The following is a 14878-nucleotide window of genomic DNA, read 5'->3' as shown; positions in this document are numbered from 1 at the left end:
TCGAAAACGCTATAATAGCCATCGAAAACTATCGCACCCCGTAACTGGCCACCCGGATGCCGCCGAAAACCGCGAGACCCGGCGCGAGGAATCCGGTCGGATTCTGGTAGCGGAAGTCCAGGAGGTTATCGATCCGCCCGAATACCTTGATCTGATCATTGAGTGCGTAGTCGCCGCGCAAATTCACCAGCGTATAGCCGGGCGCGGTGATTCCGGATGCCATCCCGTCGCGGGTGACGTCGAGCCAGTCGTTGACGCGGACCAGGGTCGCCGACAACGTCAACGCATCGAGCGGAAGCCAGGTCGCGGTCGCGCTCCACTTTTCCTTGGGCCGGCGCAGAAGCTGCATGCCGGTGGCGGCATTGACGGCACGGATGAAGGTGTAATCCGCGCGGATTCCGAAACGTTCGGTGATCTGTGCCGCAACGAAAGTCTCGGTGCCTTCGGTGGTCGCGGCGTTCACGTTCACTAGCGATGTGAACGTGGCATTGTAGTCGATCAGGTTGGTGATATCGTTTCGGAAGTAGGTCGAGCCGAACCGCACGCGATCGTTGAACAAAGGCTGCTCGAAACCGGCGTCGTAGCCACGGCTGTCTTCCCGTTGCAGGTTGGGATTGGCGAAGAAATTGAAGGTCGGATAATCCCGGAACAACTGGCTCAGCGAGGGCGCCTTGAATCCCGTGCCATAGCTCGCTTTCAGCTTGGTTTCCGTGACGGGGACAATGACCGCCGGCGCGATTCGGTAGGTCATGCGGCCGCCGAACAGGTCGTTGGAATCCTGACGGACGTTGGCCACGAGGAAAAAGCGGTCCGCGAAAGCCGATTGCAACTGGACGAAACCGGCCTTGTTGCCGTTCCTGGCGGCAAAATCGGCTGTATCCATGCGATCGGTCTGATGCTCGGCGCCGACGATCAGGTGGTTGTCGCGCGTAATCTCGGCCACGGTGCGCCAGTCGAACTTGAGGCGCTCGCCCGTGGTGATCGCTCCAGCCGCATCTCCGGGGCCTATGTCGTAGGCTCTGCTGTTCGTGAAATTGAGACCGAAGAAGCTCTGGACGCGCCTGTCGAACAGCGACCATACGGCCTCCTGGCGGTTGAAGAGTTGCTGGACGGCGTGCGTGCTCTGGCTGGCGTTGGGAGCGCTTGGAAATCCGCCGTCGCCCGTGAACAACAGCGTCGAGTCGGTATAGCGGACCACCGAATTGACGGTCAGGTACTCATTGAGATCGACGCCGAGTTTGGTCGAATAGGTCATGTTGTCATAGTTGTTCCCGATCGCCTGCCGCCCGGGCGGGAGAAGCTCCGGCGGCGTGACCGGAACGTCTCCGGCATGGAGATGGGCGACGTTGACCGCGTAGTTGACGTTCCGTTCGGCGCCGCTCACTCCGAGCGTCTGGTTGAACGTCTTGAACGAGCCCGACTCGAGCGAGCCGGTGACTCGCGGCGGACCTTCGCCCTTTTTCGTGATGATGGAGATGACGCCGCCGATCGCGTCGGAGCCGTAAAGTCCGCTCTGCGGACCCCGGAGGATTTCCATCTGCTGGATGTCCGCCGTGAGAAGATGCGCATAGTCGAACGCGCCGTTGGAGTTGGCGGGATCGCCGATGTCGATTCCGTCGAGGATCACCTTGGTGTGGTTGGCGTTGGTGCCTCGCATGAAGATCGAGGTCTGGGCGCCCGGTCCGCCGGCCTGCAACACGTTCAGGCCGGGAGCGGTCCTGAGAATATCCGGTACGCTGCGGTGTTGCTGGGTCTGAATATCCTGCTCGGTGACGACGGTGATGGAACTGGCCAATTGGCCCGCGGGCGTCACCACTCCCGTGGGGCTGACCACGCTCGAACCCATCGTGCCCGGAACATGAGTATCAGCGACGGGAGTTGGCCGGGCAGCGGGGCGGGCGACGCGGCGTGATCGTGAAGTCGCGCGGTGCGCGGGCGCTGTCGCTCGATCCGGGGGCGGCGCGATCCGGATCGGAGGCAGCAGGTTGGGAGAGGCGGATTGCTGCGCGGCCGACGGCGTATTCAGGCCGATCGATCCCAGCGAGGCGAGGAGGGCGGAGGCAAGCAGGCTTCTGCGATAAGCCCCGGGCACGAAGGAGGCGGACATGACAAACCTCGGCTGGACGTCAGTGGCACGTCACAGCGAACGAGGTTTCACGGGAGCCTGTGCCGGCGCCGATGAAGCGGATGTCTGTAGTCCCCGACCGACATCTTCGCGTGTGACCACGGGTTGACGGCAGGTCTCCTGGCTCGCGGGTCGTTACCTGACGTCGCCTTCCCGGGGGCCGAGATGTCCCAGTGGCGTGTGACGCAGATTCACCGCTTACAGTTGCGGGGGCAGCCATGGCGTTGGAATGATCCCGGCGTTAGGATGATCCCGCACCACGTTCCCTTTTGATCTCCCGAGGGAGAACCGTCGCTGATCTGTTTGGGGGGGAACAAAGTCGATGTCAATCGACGGGGCGATCGGGTTCCGGCTTTTCCCCGTGGCGTTGCATATCCGCAGCAGGAGCAACAAGAGCGTTTTCGAGCGAAGTGGACACCGGTTCGCGTGAAGAAAACGCCTGCGGCCTGACGGAACTGTAAGCAGCCGGCGCCCGCGTCTGCGTCAGACCAGTTCGCCGCGCGCGGCGGCGGCGGCATTGCGGATCGCGTCCATGTTGGCCTTGTAGGATTCCATCGTGCCGCCCTTGAACACCGCGGAGCCCGCCACGAAGGCATTGGCGCCGGCGGCGGCCAGATCACCCGCAACGTCGGGTCCGACCCCGCCGTCGACCTCGATGTCGATCGGCCGTCCTGCGATCATCGCGCGCAAATCCCGAATCTTGTCGACCGCGGAGGAGATGAACTTCTGGCCTCCGAAACCGGGATTGACCGACATCACCAGCACCAGGTCGACCATGTCGAGCACGTATTCGACGGTGGACAACGGCGTTCCGGGATTGAGCGTGACTCCCGCCTTCTTGCCGAGGTTGCGAATGGCCTGCAGCGAGCGATGCAGGTGCGGTCCCGCTTCGACGTGAACCGTGATGTGGTCGCAACCGGCCTTGGCGAAAGCCTCAAGGTACGGATCGCACGGCGAGATCATCAGATGGGCATCGAAGATTTTCTTGGTGTGCGGACGCATCGCCTTGATGACATCGGGACCGTAGGAGATGTTCGGCACGAAATGGCCGTCCATCACGTCGAGGTGGATCCACTCGGCCCCCCCCTGATCGACGGCGCGAACCTCCTCGCCAAGCTTCGAGAAGTCCGAGGCCAGGATCGACGGTGCGATGACAAGAGGACGCGGCGCAAAAGTCTGGGACATGAACGTTTCCGGAAGTTTCAGCGGAGCTTGAGAGAGCCCCGCGTAACATGGGCCGCGCCCGGGGGCAATGCGCGGCCGTCTTTTCGGGCGGTGGTGTTTATTGGCGGTAATCTTGGGTTCGCCGCATCCGCATCATTGCGCGTTCGGCGTCGATTTTCATGATCCAATAACCATGCACCCCAAGTATCCGGTCCTTGTTTCGAAGTAATACGGGGCCGTATGCATATACCGAAAGTATTTCTGCTCGCCGGCTGCCTCGGCCTTGCCGGCTCCCACGCATGCGCCGAAAGCGACTTCACCGCTTCGTTCCGGCTGCGCGGCGGATTCGATACCAATCCGCTGCTGGCGATCGGTCAGGGCGGCGGCAGCCTGTTCGTCGCCGCCGACACGGCGTTGGCCGCGGGCATGAAGGCCGACGGCTACACGCTGGGTGTCGCGGCGGAAGCGACCGCAATGCACTACGCGCAGCCGCGGATAACACCCACGCGCGGCGGCAAGGTGATCCTGCGCGGCTCGATCGGTGATGACGATCTGAGGCTGGATTCCACGTCGACCATTGCCGACATCAGCAGCTACACCCTGCGATCGTCCGAATTGATCCAATCGGTCAGGGCTGAATCCAGGCGGGGGCCGATCAAGCTGTTCGCCACCGCGGAGGGAGGCCGGACGAGCCTGAATCAGGCCAACGCGATCTTTCAGGATTTTCTCCCCGATCCGCAGCAACATCTGCGGGGCACGCTGATCCCCGGCGTGAGTCTCGTCAGCGGAAAGTTCGAAGTCGGCGCGTCCGTGAACCTGTCGGCGCGGCGCTACCTGCAAGAGTTCGATGTGTTCGGCTATCGCCGCGACAATGAAAGGGTGCAGCCGTTTCTTTTCGCCAAGTATGGCGGCGATGCCGTGACCGCCTTTGGCTCCGTCTCACGGCTATACGGGACGTGGCACGATCCCGATTTCACCAATGTCGATCGAATTCTGTTCGATGCGAGTTTAAGTTGGCGCGCCGCGCCTTTTGGAATTGATCTGTGAGGTGGACCCGCTTGGTGAGACAGTTTGGCGGCCTGGCTAAGGTGGATCGGGTTCGTTTCTACGCCGCCAATTGCTCCGTCATTTCCGCCATAGCATGGACTTCGTCGGGCGTCCTGCCGGCGAAGGTCGAGTGCGGGCGTCGCCGGTTGTAATAGTCTATCCAGGAGCCGATGCCGCAGCGGGCTTGGCTTCCCGTTTCGAATGTGCTGAGGAAGACGCACTCATATTTGAGGCTGCGCCACAGTCGTTCGATGAAGACGTTGTCCATCCAGCGGCCGCGCCCGTCCATGGAGATGCGGATGCCGGCATCCTTCAGCGTCGTCGTGAAGGCGAAGCTAGTGAACTGCGAGCCTTGGTCGGTGTTGAAGATGTCGGGCCTGCCATGGCAGGCGATCGCCTCTTCGAGAGCGGCAACACAGAAGTCGGCATCCATCGTGTTCGACAACCGCCAGGCCAGGACCTTGCGGCTGAACCAGTCCATGATGGCCACGAGGTAAAGGAAGCCGCGCCGCATCGGGATATAGGTCACATCGGCACACCAAACGTGATCCGGCCGCTCGATCGCCAGGTGCCGCAGCAGGTAGGGATAGATGCGATGCTGCGGATGCGGCTCGCTGGTTCTCGGCGCCTGGTAGATCGGCGACAGACCGATCTTGCGCATCAGCCGCCGGACCCGCTTGCGACCCACGCACCAGCCCTGACGCCGCAGATGCCGGGCCATCTGCCGGGAGCCATACCAGGGCGTCTCCATGAAGGCCTCGTCGATGGTGCGCATCAGTTCGAGGTTCTCGGGCGTCTCGCCGGCGGGCTGTCGGTAGAACGACGCCCGCGAGATCGAGACCAGTTCGCACTGGCGGCGGATCGAGAGCCGGTTGTGATCGGGGTCAATCATCATTCTCCTCCGATCCAGGCTCAGCGATCGAAGGCCTTGGCCAAAAAATCCCGCTCAACGACAAGCTGGCCAATCTTGGCGTGCAGCTTGGTCACCTCGGCTTCCCGGCCGACCTGCGCATCAGCAGCCTTGTCGTCGAACGTCTTGGCCAGGTTCTCGATGGCCTGCCGTTTCCACTGCGTAATCTGGTTCGGATGAAGCTGGTGCTTTGTCGCCAGTTCCGAAATCGTCCGCTCGCCACGGATCGCCTCAAGCGCAACCTTGGCCTTGAACTCAGCCGTAAATCGTCTGCGTGTCTTCATACCGGATCGTCCTTTTCATCGGGCGATCCACCTTATGCCCCTGTCTCAGAAACCGGCACCACCTCACTGACGGCATGGCGGCGCGCGAGTGAAACCACGTTTCCCATTTCGCCGATCACCATCGACACGGCATATTCGGGGAGAGTCTCGTGGAATTGGGAGCCGAAGGTGACGCTGGCGGCCTCAGTGGGATATGCGATTTCCGAGTATCTGGATTCGAATTTTCGAGCGCGCACTGTCACCTGCGGTGTCGGTGCGATCCGCGACTTTGACCACGACCTGAGCGTCAGTATCGATGTCGCCTATGCAAGGAGTTTGCTGATTTCGGGCGATCAATTGAACGGGCTCGTTGTGATGTCGTCGATCACGAAGCGCTTCTCCGGGACCCCGCCGAACTCGAACAAAGGCGCGGCCGCCGGACCGGCGTCGTGCGGACGGGGATGCCCCGTCCGCCTTCCATCGTCCTAGAGCCTTTCCGCGTCTGATCAAATCAGAAGCGGGCCCAATGTTTTTGTGTTGTCGCGTTTTCTTCACGCGAGCCGGTTTCCGCTTCGCTTGAAAACGCTCTGGCTAGAGTCTTTTTCAACTGCGCTGAATCAGACTCGTCGCTTATCTTTTTGTTTGAGCATGATCTTCTCCGAAAACCGGTTTCCACTTTTCGGGATCATGCTCTAGTGGCAGCCGCATCCGCCGCCAAGCAGTCCGCCCGAACCAAGGCTGCGGCCCAGGACCGCGCCAAGCACGCCGTTTTTGCCAGTGGTGACCGCGGTGTTGACGACGAGTGCGCCGCGTCCGTTGAGCAGCCCGACCACGCCGCCGCGGCCGGTCAGCACGTTGGCTCCGATACCGATGCCCTGGCCCTTGTTGGCGAAAGCCGGCGCGCTCATGAACGCGCTGGCGACTGCGGCGAGAACGAGAATTTTCTTCATGACGGTTCTCCTTGTTGGATGCGCGACGTTGCGCACGAGGAGAGCATCCGCCGGTCAAACGGCTACTTCAAGTTGTACTGTAAACTAACCTTAAATACCCGAGATAATCCAAGTATATACACTGATTATACTTGAAATATATACCGTTCCCTTGGGAAAAACCTGTACGCTCCGGTTGAGGGGTCAGCGCGCAAACCGTTCCTTCCATGCAGGCAATGCATCCGGAAACGGAAGTGCTTTTGCTTCATAGACGCCACGCGCGATCGCGCGAGCTATCGTATTGGCTGCGATCATTCCGAGTTCGGTCAATTCGACGAACGGATCGACGGGCTTGGCTCCGGTAGCGGCAGCGAACACGATATCGCCGTCCAGCGGAGCGTGAACCGGATAGATCGCGCGCGCGAAACCGGTTTGCGCCATCATCGCGAGCCGCCTTGCCTGCGGCTTGGTGAGCGCGGCATCGGTGACGACGATGGCGAGCGTGGTGTTCTCGCCGGCATTCGCTGTCGCGCCGCCCTTCAATCGTATCGCGAGCATCTCCGGCGTGAATGACGGCGGCAACCCGCGTCCGCCGTATTCGTCGCCTGATTCAAATGGCGCCGCCCAGAACCAGGGACCGTCTCCAACTGTGACGCTGCCGACCGCGTTCACCACGGCGAGCGCCGCCACCTGTACCCCCCTCGGCGTGGCCGCTGAAGCGGAGCCGATGCCGCCCTTCAGGTTGGCGGTGGTCGCGCCGAGTCCGGCGCCGGTGCTGCCGAGCGCGAAATCGTCTCCCGCCGCTGCTGCGGCGGCGTAGCCAAGATCGCGATAAGGCGCGAAACGACCCCATTTTTTGTCGCCGCCGTTCAGGAGATCGAACACGACCGCGCCGGGCACGATGGGGACGGTCGCGTCGCCGATCGCAAAGCCTCGCCCCTGTTCGGCGAGCCAGGCCTGAACGCCGCCGCCCGACTCGATTCCGAAAGCTGAGCCGCCTGACAAGGTGAGAGCGTCGATCCGCTCCACCGTGTTGACCGGATCGAGCAGGGCGCTGTCGCGGGTGCCCGGCCCTCCGCCGCGCACGTCCATCGCCGCCACCACGGGGGCGTCGAAAAGCACCGCTGTCACGCCTGACGCCAGCCGGGCGTCGTCGGCATGGCCGACCCGGACCCCGGAAATGTCGGTGAGGAGGTTTTTCATGGTTCAGTCTCGTTCGCGGGCGGGTGGAAAGCGGCTGCTGTCAGATGAGGGCAGTCGCGAGGGCGGGTCAATCGATCACGTCTGATCACAAATGTCGCGGAGGGAACCGAGGCTCTTGCATCACCGGGCGATGGCAGGGCAAGTAGCCGCATGATTCACGACGTTTCCGTTCCTGCCGCCATGGTCGCGGGCCTTGTCAGTTTCCTGTCGCCCTGCGTCCTTCCGCTGGTGCCGCCCTACCTGATCTATCTCACGGGCGCCACCATCGAACACGTCTCTCACGACGAGACAGCCAAGACCTCGAAGCGGGCCGTGATGCTCGCCGCCTTGATGTTTGTGTTCGGCTTTTCCACGGTTTTCGTCGCGCTCGGCGCCAGCGCGAGCTTCGTCGGCAGCTTTATCCGGGCCTGGTCGGCGCAGTTGTCGATCGTCGCCGGCATCGTCATCATTATCATGGGCCTGCATTTTCTCGGGCTGACGCGAATCGGCTTCCTGATGCGCGAAGGACGCCTCACGGCCCCGAAGCCGGTCGGGTTATGGGGCGCCTATGTGATGGGGCTCGCTTTCGCGTTCGGGTGGACGCCGTGCATCGGGCCGATCCTGGCGGCGATCCTGTCGGTGGCGGCGGCGGAGGACACCGTCGTAAAGGGAGCCGGTTTGCTTGCGGTGTATTCAGCCGGGCTCGGCATTCCGTTTCTGCTGGCGGCGCTCATGATTGAAAGGTTTTCCTCGCTGCTCAACCGGCTGAAACGTCACCTCACCAAAATAGAGCGCGGAATCGGCGTGCTGATGGTGCTGACCGGAGTAGCATTCCTCACCGGAACGATCTCCAACGTCAGCATCTGGCTGCTGGAGACCTTTCCGGCGTTGCAGAACTTCGGATGAGGCGTTGCGGTTTATTCTCAGACCGGCGCACGGTCATCCCTGCTTTCGCGGGAACGATGCCAAGATTTGAGAAGACAAGTCTTTGAGAGAAATGCCGTGGCTCAGAGGGTGGGGTCGATCTCGGCATAATTGCCCTTGTCGTCCCACTTGTAGATGACATAGTCGATCTGCTTGATGTCACCTTTCGCATCGAATTCCAGCATGCCGAGGACGGTATCCCACGCGCCCGCCTTGATGGCTTTCATCACCTTCATCGGATCCGTCGTGCCCGCTTTCGCGGCGGCCTGTGCCCACACCTGCATCGCCGCATAGGTGTAGAGCGTGTAACCTTCCGGATCGATGCCTCTGGCCTTGAATTTCTCCACGATCGCCCTGGCGGTCGGCTTGTTGCGGGGATCGGGACCGAAGGTGAACAGCGTACCTTCGGCGAGCGGGCCGGTGATGGAGGCAAACTTCTTGTCGTTCAGCGCATCGCCCGCCATCAGGATGGTCTTGAGTCCCTGATCGCGCATCTGGCGCAGGATCAGTCCGGCCTCCTGATAATAGCCCCCGATGAATACCAGATCGATGTTGTCGCGCTTCAGGCGCGAGACGATGGAGTTAAAGTCCTTGTCGCCCTTGTTGTAGGACTCGAACATTTTCTCCTGGAATCCGGCCTTGTTCAGCGCCTTCTTGGTCTCGTCGGCGAGACCCTTGCCGTAAGTAGTCTTGTCGTTGAGGATGGCGACGTTCTTGCCCTTGAAATTCTTGACGATGTATTCGGCGGCGACCATGCCCTGCTGGTCGTCGCGGCCGCAGACGCGCAGCACGTTCCATAGCTTGCGTTCCGTGAACAGCGGGTTGGTGGTGGCCGGGGTGATTTGCAGCGTATTGCCGTCGGCGTAGGCTTCGGAAGCCGGAATGGATGACGACGAGCAGAAGTGTCCGGCGACGAGCGGAATGCCCCGGCTTGAGATTCGTTCAGCAATGGAGCGCGCTTGCTTCGGGTCGCAGGCATCGTCGCCGACGAACAGCTTCAGCTTCTTGTTGAGCACGCCGCCCGCATCATTGGCATCGGCGACGAACTGTTCGGCGCCGTTATGCAACTGGCGGCCGAAAGCGGACTCGCTGCCCGTCATCGGGCCAGCCACCGCGACGGTGATATCCTGGGCGAAGGTCGTGGCCGAAAGCGCCAGAGAGGCGCAAAGAGTCAGACCGATCAGCTTCAATGATTTCATTCGAGCGAGCCTCGCGGAGGTAGGGCAGGTTACCATGTTTGACATTGCAGGCATTGTCCGATGATTTGCCGCCGGTGTCATGGACAAATTTTCGAGCGCCGTTTCATCCGGCGCCCGCACTGATCACGCCGGCTTGGAGCGTTTTCGAGCGAAGCATGTCCTCGGGCTTGGCCCGAGGATGGACACCGGTTCGCGTGAAGAAAACGCGTCAAATCAAAATCATAAAGCCCGCTTCTGATTTTATCAGAAGCGAAAGGCTTTGGGAAACGGATCCGGCATTCGCGCCATCGCCCGCGAGCAGGGCTCACCTCAGGCGTGGCGGCCGCCTTCGAGATAGGCGGCGCGAATCTCGGGGCGTTGCAGCAGGTCCATGCCGTCGCCGCTCATCGTAATCAGCCCGTTGACCATCACATAGCCGCGATGGGCGAGGCGGAGGGCGTGATTGGCGTTCTGCTCGACGATCAGCACCGTGAGATGGTCCTCGCGGTTCAACGTGCGGATGGCGCTGAAAATCTGTCGGGTGATCAGCGGCGCAAGACCAAGCGAAGGTTCATCCAGCAACAACAGGCGCGGCCGGCTCATCAGCGCGCGGCCGATCGCCAGCATCTGCTGCTCGCCGCCGGACAGCGTGCCGCCCCGCTGCGTCATGCGCTCCTGCAGGCGCGGGAATAATTTCAGCACGCGGTCCAGGCTGGCGGCTCGCTCGGCCTTGCTGCCGGGCGTGGCGTCCGCGCCCATCTGCAGGTTCTCCGCCACGGTCATGCGCGGGAAAATGCGCCGTCCCTCCGGGGACTGCGCGATGCGCAGCCGCGACACCTCGTGCGTCGGCATCGAGCTGATGTCCTCGCCGTCGAACAGGATCTGGCCGGCGCGAGCGTGGGGGCGGCCGAAAATGGTCATCATCAAGGTCGATTTTCCGGCGCCGTTGGCGCCGATCAACGCGACGATCTCGCCGGCCTGGATATCGAGATCGATGCCTTTCAGGGCTTCGATCTTGCCATAGGCGGCGCGCAGCCCGCGAATGGCGAGCAGGGGCGTTGCGCCGGGGCTCATACGTCGCCCTCCATCACGGCGGCGGCGGTGTCCTCGTCGGCGCCGAGATAGGCAGCGACGACCTTCGGATCGTCGCGCACCGCGCGCGGCGTGCCGTCGGCGATCTTGACGCCGTGGTCGAGCACAATGATGTGGTCGGAAATTTCCATCACCACGCTCATGTCGTGCTCGATCAAAAGGATCGACGTGCCGAAGTCGCTGCGGATCGACAGCAACAGTTCGCTCAGACCGGCGCTCTCGTTGGCATTCAGTCCCGCGGCCGGCTCATCAAGGCAGAGCAGCGCCGGCTGCGCGCACATCGCGCGCGCGATCTCCAGGCGGCGCTGGTCGCCGTAGGGGAGATTGCCGGCGGCGTCATCCGCGCGTTGCAGCAGGCCGATGCGGTCGAGCCAGTCGCGCGCGGAGTCGATCGCCTGCTGCTCCGCGGCCCGGAACGACGGAGCGCCGATCAGGCCGAGCAGGCCGAAGCCGGACGCGCGCATCAAGGCATTGTGCTGCGCGACCATCAGGTTCTCCAGCGCCGTCATGCCGGGAAACAGGCGGATGTTCTGGAAGGTCCGCGCCACCTTGGCGTATTTGCAGATACGGAAATCGCGCAGGCGATCGAGCCGGAAGGTCGAGCCGTCGTCGTGCACCAGGCGCATCGCGCCTCGCGAGGGCCGATAGAACCCGGTGACACAGTTGAAGACCGTGGTCTTGCCGGCGCCGTTCGGCCCGATCAGCGCGGTGATGTGACGGCGCTGCGCGGTGAACGACAGTTCGTTAATGGCGAGGATGCCTCCGAAGCGCATCGTCAATCCATCGACGGCGAGAATGGGAGCAGGCGTCGTCATCCGCGGCCTTCCTTGACCAGCGACGACGATATCTCCGTCTGTTTTTGCAGGAACACGGTGGGAGCGCGATGGCTGACGAGACCGCGCGGCCGCCAGATCATCAGCAGCACCATGACGCCGCCGAACACCAGCATGCGAAACTGGTCAAGGCCGCGGAACAACTCGAATCCCCCGATCATTGCGATTGCGGCAAGCGCCACGCCGAGTTGCGAGCCCATGCCGCCCAGAACGACGATGGCGAGCACCAGCGCCGATTCCTGAAAGGTGAAGGACTCAGGGCTGATGAAGCCCTGCCGGGTCGCGAAGAACGCGCCCGCGAAGCCGCCGAACATCGCTCCTATCGCGAAGGCCGAGAGTTTCGTTGTGGTGATGTTGATGCCGAGCGCCCGGCAGGCCACCTCATCCTCGCGCATCGCTTCCCAGGCGCGGCCGATCGGCAGCCGCCGCAGGCGGATGGTGACCCAGTTCGTCAGCAGCGCCAGCGCCAGGATGACATAGAACAAAAAGACGAGGCGATGCGTCGGCGAGAACGGCACGCCGATCAGCGCCGCGAAGCCATCTTCGCCCGGCGTGAGCGGAATGCCGAACACGGTGGGGCGCGGGATGCCGCTGATCCCGTTCGGCCCGCCGGTGAGATCCTGCCAGTTGAGGATGACAAGCCGGATGATCTCGCCGAACGCGAGCGTGACGATCGCGAGATAGTCGCCGCGAAGCCGCAACACCGGGAAGCCGAGCAGCACCCCCCAGAATGCGGCCAGCAGGCCGGAGACCGGCAACAGCGCCCAGAACGTCCACGAGCCGAGTTGCAGGAAGTCGATCGCGACGTAGGGATAGGTCTCGGTGAAATACGGAAACGGTAGCCCGCTCTGCGCCAGCAGCGCGTAGGAGTACGCGCCGACGGCATAGAACGCCACGTAGCCGAGGTCGAGAAGTCCGGCGAGACCGACCACGATGTTGAGACCCCAGCCCAGCATCACATAGGTCAGCACCAGAATCCCAAGGTCGAGCAGGTAGCGCTGATTGTAGAAAACGACCGGCACCAGCAGGGCGAAAATCAGGAGCGCGGGTATCAGCAGGCGGCCCAGCATCGAGAATGCACGGCGCATTGTATCCGGCAGTTCGACGCTGCCGACGGGGCCGGTCCAGCGCCTGATTGTTTCGACGATGATGCTGCCGATGAATACCGCGCCGACTACGGCCGCAAGTTCGCCGAACCGGGTCCAGTAGGTCAACTGTCCGGTTGGGCCGGTTTCGGTCCGGATGCCGATCATGAGCGAGAACAGCACCAGCGCCAGCAGCGCGCTCACGACGGCGTTCGTGATGATGGACGCGACGCCACGATCGCGCGTGGCGGTTTGTTGGCTCGAAGCGGGCGCTGTCACGTCCGGACCGTCAGACTTTTTCGACTTCGGGACGGCCAAGCAGGCCGGTCGGCATGAAGATCAGCACGACGATCAGGATCGAGAAGGCCGCGACATCCTTATACTCGATCGAAAAGTAAGCCGACCAGAACGTCTCGATCAATCCGATCGCAAGGCCGCCGAGCATCGCACCGGGCAGCGAGCCTATGCCGCCGAGAACCGCGGCCGTGAACGCCTTGATGCCGGCCACGAAGCCCATGAAGAAATCGACCAGGCCATAATACAGCAGGTACATCATTCCGGCGACGGCGGCGAGCGATGCGCCGATCACGAAGGTCATCGAGATGGTGCGATCGACGTTCACGCCAAGCAGCGCCGCCATGGTCTGATCCTGCTCGCAGGCGCGCATATCGCGGCCAAAGCGCGTACGCGATACGATGTAGCTGAATATCGCGAGCAGCACGATGGTGGTGACCACCACCATGATCTGGATATTGGAGAGTTGGATCGCGAAGTTTCCGGAGTCGTGCAGCGTGTGTCCGCCGGTGATGAGCGGCGGGATCGGCTTGACCTGCGCGCCCTGGGAAACCTGCGAAAAATTCATGAGCACGAACGACATGCCGATCGCCGACAGCAGCGGCGCGAGTCGAAATGACTGGCGCAGCGGCCTGTAGGCGATGCGCTCGACAACCCAGCCGTAAACGGCGGTGACGGCCATTGAAACGATGAGCATGACGAGCAGCAGCAGCGGCACGGCGGAGAGGCCCATCGACACCAGGATCAGGAAGGTGATCAACGCGATGAAACCGCCGATCATGAAGATGTCGCCGTGAGCGAAATTGATCATGCCGACGATGCCGTAAACCATCGTATAGCCGATCGCGATCAGCCCGTAGATCGAGCCGAGCACGACGCCGTTGATCAGTTGCTGGGCAAAATAGTCCATGCGCCGCCGTAATCTGCGTATCTCGAATGCGACCTGTATCAAACGCGGTGACGGGCTCCCGAAACCGACCGGCGCGTCTTGAATCAATGTCTAACAGTGGCGACCGCGTGCGGCAACCGCAGCCATTCAGCCGCGCTGGCCGGCAGGGTGCATTGGCTGTGCATTTCGCCGTCTCTGCCCGCTCCGGGTCTTGCTGGCTGCGGTCATTTCGCCCGGGAGCAGCCGGACTGGTGCCTTCCGCGCGCCGGCGTTGTCCACAGGCCGGCAGGCCCTGTTAAGGTTAACAAAGGGTTTCCTTTGCGCCTTCGCGTTTACCCGGCGTTAATCACCTCCAAGAATCACCTCCAAGGCCGCGCCGGCTCTCGACACGGCGGCCACGCGAAAGCGGGGATGGCGCATGACCAGTTCCTGGCGCATCAGCACCGTCAACGGAGCGTTGCTGGCGCTCTATTTCATTCCGGTCTGGACCTTCGTCGCATTCAAGATCGTGGCGTCGCCGGTGCATGGGCTTTACGATCTGGCCAATGTGTCGGTTGCGTTGTTTCTCAGCGACCATCTGCATGTCGTGGCGATGGACCTTGTGCGTTTTGCGTGGCTTCTGGCGCTCGGCAAGATGACGGTCGTCGTGTTCTTCGCGGTGTTCCTGGTGATGACCACGCGCGCTTCGGTCCGGAAGTCAGGCAGCTTCGACGAGGCGCTGGCGCTGGCGCTGGGCATCGGCAGCCTCATCACCTTCGCCAGCATGGTGATGGCGTCACAGGTCGGCGAGATGGCCGCGTTGCGCCTGCATGCGACCGAACTGCTATTGCTGCTTGGCGGCGCGATCCTGATGGCGACCGAGCCGCCGTTCCAGCGCGACCAGCCGCAGGCGCGGCCGTGGCCTTCGCAGCCGAACGTCCAGCCTTTCACCGGTTCCAGTTCCTGAACGATCACATCGTTCCT

The 14878-nt window shown here is 62.4% G+C and carries 14 protein-coding genes and 1 riboswitch; of the genes, 4 read left to right on the top strand and 10 right to left on the bottom strand.

Translation table 11 applies throughout. The features are described from left to right. Nucleotides 1-28: 28 nt before the first annotated feature. Together ACMYR2_RS12290 and rpe are read right to left on the bottom strand one after the other, a co-directional pair. On the bottom strand, nucleotides 29-2107 hold the full coding sequence (locus tag ACMYR2_RS12290; RefSeq protein WP_416193012.1) for a TonB-dependent receptor plug domain-containing protein: 2079 nt from the start codon (nucleotides 2105-2107) through the stop codon (nucleotides 29-31). Nucleotides 2108-2217: 110 nt separating this feature from the next. Then, nucleotides 2218-2433: riboswitch (cobalamin riboswitch) on the bottom strand. 175 nt (nucleotides 2434-2608) lie between these two features. Then, complete coding sequence (gene rpe, locus ACMYR2_RS12285) at nucleotides 2609-3310, bottom strand: ribulose-phosphate 3-epimerase (protein ID WP_347263245.1); 702 nt, start codon at nucleotides 3308-3310, stop codon at nucleotides 2609-2611. A 219-nt stretch (nucleotides 3311-3529) separates the two neighbouring features. Here rpe and ACMYR2_RS12280 point away from each other — a divergent pair, with 219 nt between their 5' ends. Then, nucleotides 3530-4336 (top strand): hypothetical protein, encoded by an 807-nt coding sequence (locus ACMYR2_RS12280; RefSeq protein WP_416193011.1) that lies wholly within the window; start codon nucleotides 3530-3532, stop codon nucleotides 4334-4336. A 58-nt stretch (nucleotides 4337-4394) separates the two neighbouring features. Here the strand turns inward: ACMYR2_RS12280 and ACMYR2_RS12275 are convergent. Beyond that, nucleotides 4395-5530, bottom strand: a protein-coding gene (locus ACMYR2_RS12275; RefSeq protein ID WP_416192834.1) for an IS3 family transposase whose coding sequence is annotated in 2 segments (ribosomal slippage) — nucleotides 4395-5260 and nucleotides 5260-5530 — 1137 coding nt in all. Because the reading frame shifts where the segments join, the coding sequence is not laid out codon by codon here. Between the two features lie 168 nt (nucleotides 5531-5698). Between ACMYR2_RS12275 and ACMYR2_RS12270 the strand changes: the two genes are divergently transcribed. After that, the gene (locus tag ACMYR2_RS12270) at nucleotides 5699-5998 is read left to right on the top strand and encodes a hypothetical protein (RefSeq protein ID WP_416193010.1); all 300 of its coding nucleotides are present in this window, start codon (nucleotides 5699-5701) and stop codon (nucleotides 5996-5998) included. A gap of 203 nt (nucleotides 5999-6201) precedes the next feature. Here the strand turns inward: ACMYR2_RS12270 and ACMYR2_RS12265 are convergent, their stop codons facing one another. Both ACMYR2_RS12265 and ACMYR2_RS12260 read right to left on the bottom strand, forming a co-directional pair. Continuing rightward, nucleotides 6202-6459 carry a hypothetical protein gene (locus tag ACMYR2_RS12265; protein WP_416193009.1) on the bottom strand — a complete coding sequence of 86 codons (258 nt, stop codon included), beginning with the start codon at nucleotides 6457-6459 and terminating at the stop codon, nucleotides 6202-6204. Between the two features lie 183 nt (nucleotides 6460-6642). After that, entirely contained in the window at nucleotides 6643-7641 is a 999-nt protein-coding gene (locus ACMYR2_RS12260) for a P1 family peptidase (RefSeq protein WP_347263242.1), read from the bottom strand. A gap of 150 nt (nucleotides 7642-7791) precedes the next feature. Here ACMYR2_RS12260 and ACMYR2_RS12255 point away from each other — a divergent pair, with 150 nt between their 5' ends. Further along, complete coding sequence (locus ACMYR2_RS12255) at nucleotides 7792-8526, top strand: cytochrome c biogenesis CcdA family protein (RefSeq protein WP_347263241.1); 735 nt, start codon at nucleotides 7792-7794, stop codon at nucleotides 8524-8526. A 101-nt stretch (nucleotides 8527-8627) separates the two neighbouring features. On the opposite strand, the gene ACMYR2_RS12250 is transcribed toward ACMYR2_RS12255, so the two are convergent. The 5 genes from ACMYR2_RS12250 to ACMYR2_RS12230 all read right to left on the bottom strand — a co-directional run bounded on the left by ACMYR2_RS12250 (nucleotide 8628) and on the right by ACMYR2_RS12230 (nucleotide 13936). After that, the gene (locus ACMYR2_RS12250; RefSeq protein WP_347263240.1) at nucleotides 8628-9743 is read right to left on the bottom strand and encodes a branched-chain amino acid ABC transporter substrate-binding protein; all 1116 of its coding nucleotides are present in this window, start codon (nucleotides 9741-9743) and stop codon (nucleotides 8628-8630) included. A gap of 309 nt (nucleotides 9744-10052) precedes the next feature. Next, nucleotides 10053-10796: an ABC transporter ATP-binding protein gene (locus ACMYR2_RS12245; protein ID WP_347263239.1), complete on the bottom strand. Its 744-nt coding sequence runs from the start codon at nucleotides 10794-10796 to the stop codon at nucleotides 10053-10055. Next, a complete protein-coding gene (locus ACMYR2_RS12240) occupies nucleotides 10793-11629 on the bottom strand; it encodes an ABC transporter ATP-binding protein (RefSeq protein WP_347263238.1) in 837 nt (278 codons plus the stop codon). Before ACMYR2_RS12240 ends, ACMYR2_RS12245 begins: the two co-directional genes overlap by 4 nt. Beyond that, on the bottom strand, nucleotides 11626-13011 hold the full coding sequence (livM, locus tag ACMYR2_RS12235) for a high-affinity branched-chain amino acid ABC transporter permease LivM (protein ID WP_347263237.1): 1386 nt from the start codon (nucleotides 13009-13011) through the stop codon (nucleotides 11626-11628). Before livM ends, ACMYR2_RS12240 begins: the two co-directional genes overlap by 4 nt. Nucleotides 13012-13021: 10 nt before the next feature. Then, on the bottom strand, nucleotides 13022-13936 hold the full coding sequence (locus tag ACMYR2_RS12230) for an ABC transporter permease subunit (protein ID WP_416193008.1): 915 nt from the start codon (nucleotides 13934-13936) through the stop codon (nucleotides 13022-13024). A 397-nt stretch (nucleotides 13937-14333) separates the two neighbouring features. Here ACMYR2_RS12230 and ACMYR2_RS12225 point away from each other — a divergent pair, with 397 nt between their 5' ends. Further along, nucleotides 14334-14861 (top strand): hypothetical protein, encoded by a 528-nt coding sequence (locus ACMYR2_RS12225; RefSeq protein WP_416193007.1) that lies wholly within the window; start codon nucleotides 14334-14336, stop codon nucleotides 14859-14861. The last annotated feature ends 17 nt before the right edge of the window (nucleotides 14862-14878 follow it).

Source organism: Nitrobacter sp. TKz-YC01 (genome assembly GCF_047824785.1).
Classification (GTDB): Bacteria; Pseudomonadota; Alphaproteobacteria; order Rhizobiales; family Xanthobacteraceae; genus Nitrobacter.
Note: the sequence above shows the minus strand (reverse complement) of the source record. Positions and strands in the feature narration are given on the sequence as shown.

Excerpts from the sequence above, each read along its gene's own strand:
- ACMYR2_RS12265 (WP_416193009.1), bottom strand. The coding sequence starts at position 6,459 with ATGAAGAAAATTCTCGTTCTCGCCGCAGTCGCCAGCGCGTTCATGAGC.
- ACMYR2_RS12260 (WP_347263242.1), bottom strand. The coding sequence starts at position 7,641 with ATGAAAAACCTCCTCACCGACATTTCCGGGGTCCGGGTCGGCCATGCC.
- ACMYR2_RS12255 (WP_347263241.1), top strand. The coding sequence starts at position 7,792 with ATGATTCACGACGTTTCCGTTCCTGCCGCCATGGTCGCGGGCCTTGTC.
- rpe (WP_347263245.1), bottom strand. The coding sequence starts at position 3,310 with ATGTCCCAGACTTTTGCGCCGCGTCCTCTTGTCATCGCACCGTCGATC.
- ACMYR2_RS12250 (WP_347263240.1), bottom strand. The coding sequence starts at position 9,743 with ATGAAATCATTGAAGCTGATCGGTCTGACTCTTTGCGCCTCTCTGGCG.
- ACMYR2_RS12240 (WP_347263238.1), bottom strand. The coding sequence starts at position 11,629 with ATGACGACGCCTGCTCCCATTCTCGCCGTCGATGGATTGACGATGCGC.
- ACMYR2_RS12280 (WP_416193011.1), top strand. The coding sequence starts at position 3,530 with ATGCATATACCGAAAGTATTTCTGCTCGCCGGCTGCCTCGGCCTTGCC.
- ACMYR2_RS12290 (WP_416193012.1), bottom strand. The coding sequence starts at position 2,107 with ATGTCCGCCTCCTTCGTGCCCGGGGCTTATCGCAGAAGCCTGCTTGCC.
- ACMYR2_RS12245 (WP_347263239.1), bottom strand. The coding sequence starts at position 10,796 with ATGAGCCCCGGCGCAACGCCCCTGCTCGCCATTCGCGGGCTGCGCGCC.
- ACMYR2_RS12225 (WP_416193007.1), top strand. The coding sequence starts at position 14,334 with ATGACCAGTTCCTGGCGCATCAGCACCGTCAACGGAGCGTTGCTGGCG.
- ACMYR2_RS12230 (WP_416193008.1), bottom strand. The coding sequence starts at position 13,936 with ATGGACTATTTTGCCCAGCAACTGATCAACGGCGTCGTGCTCGGCTCG.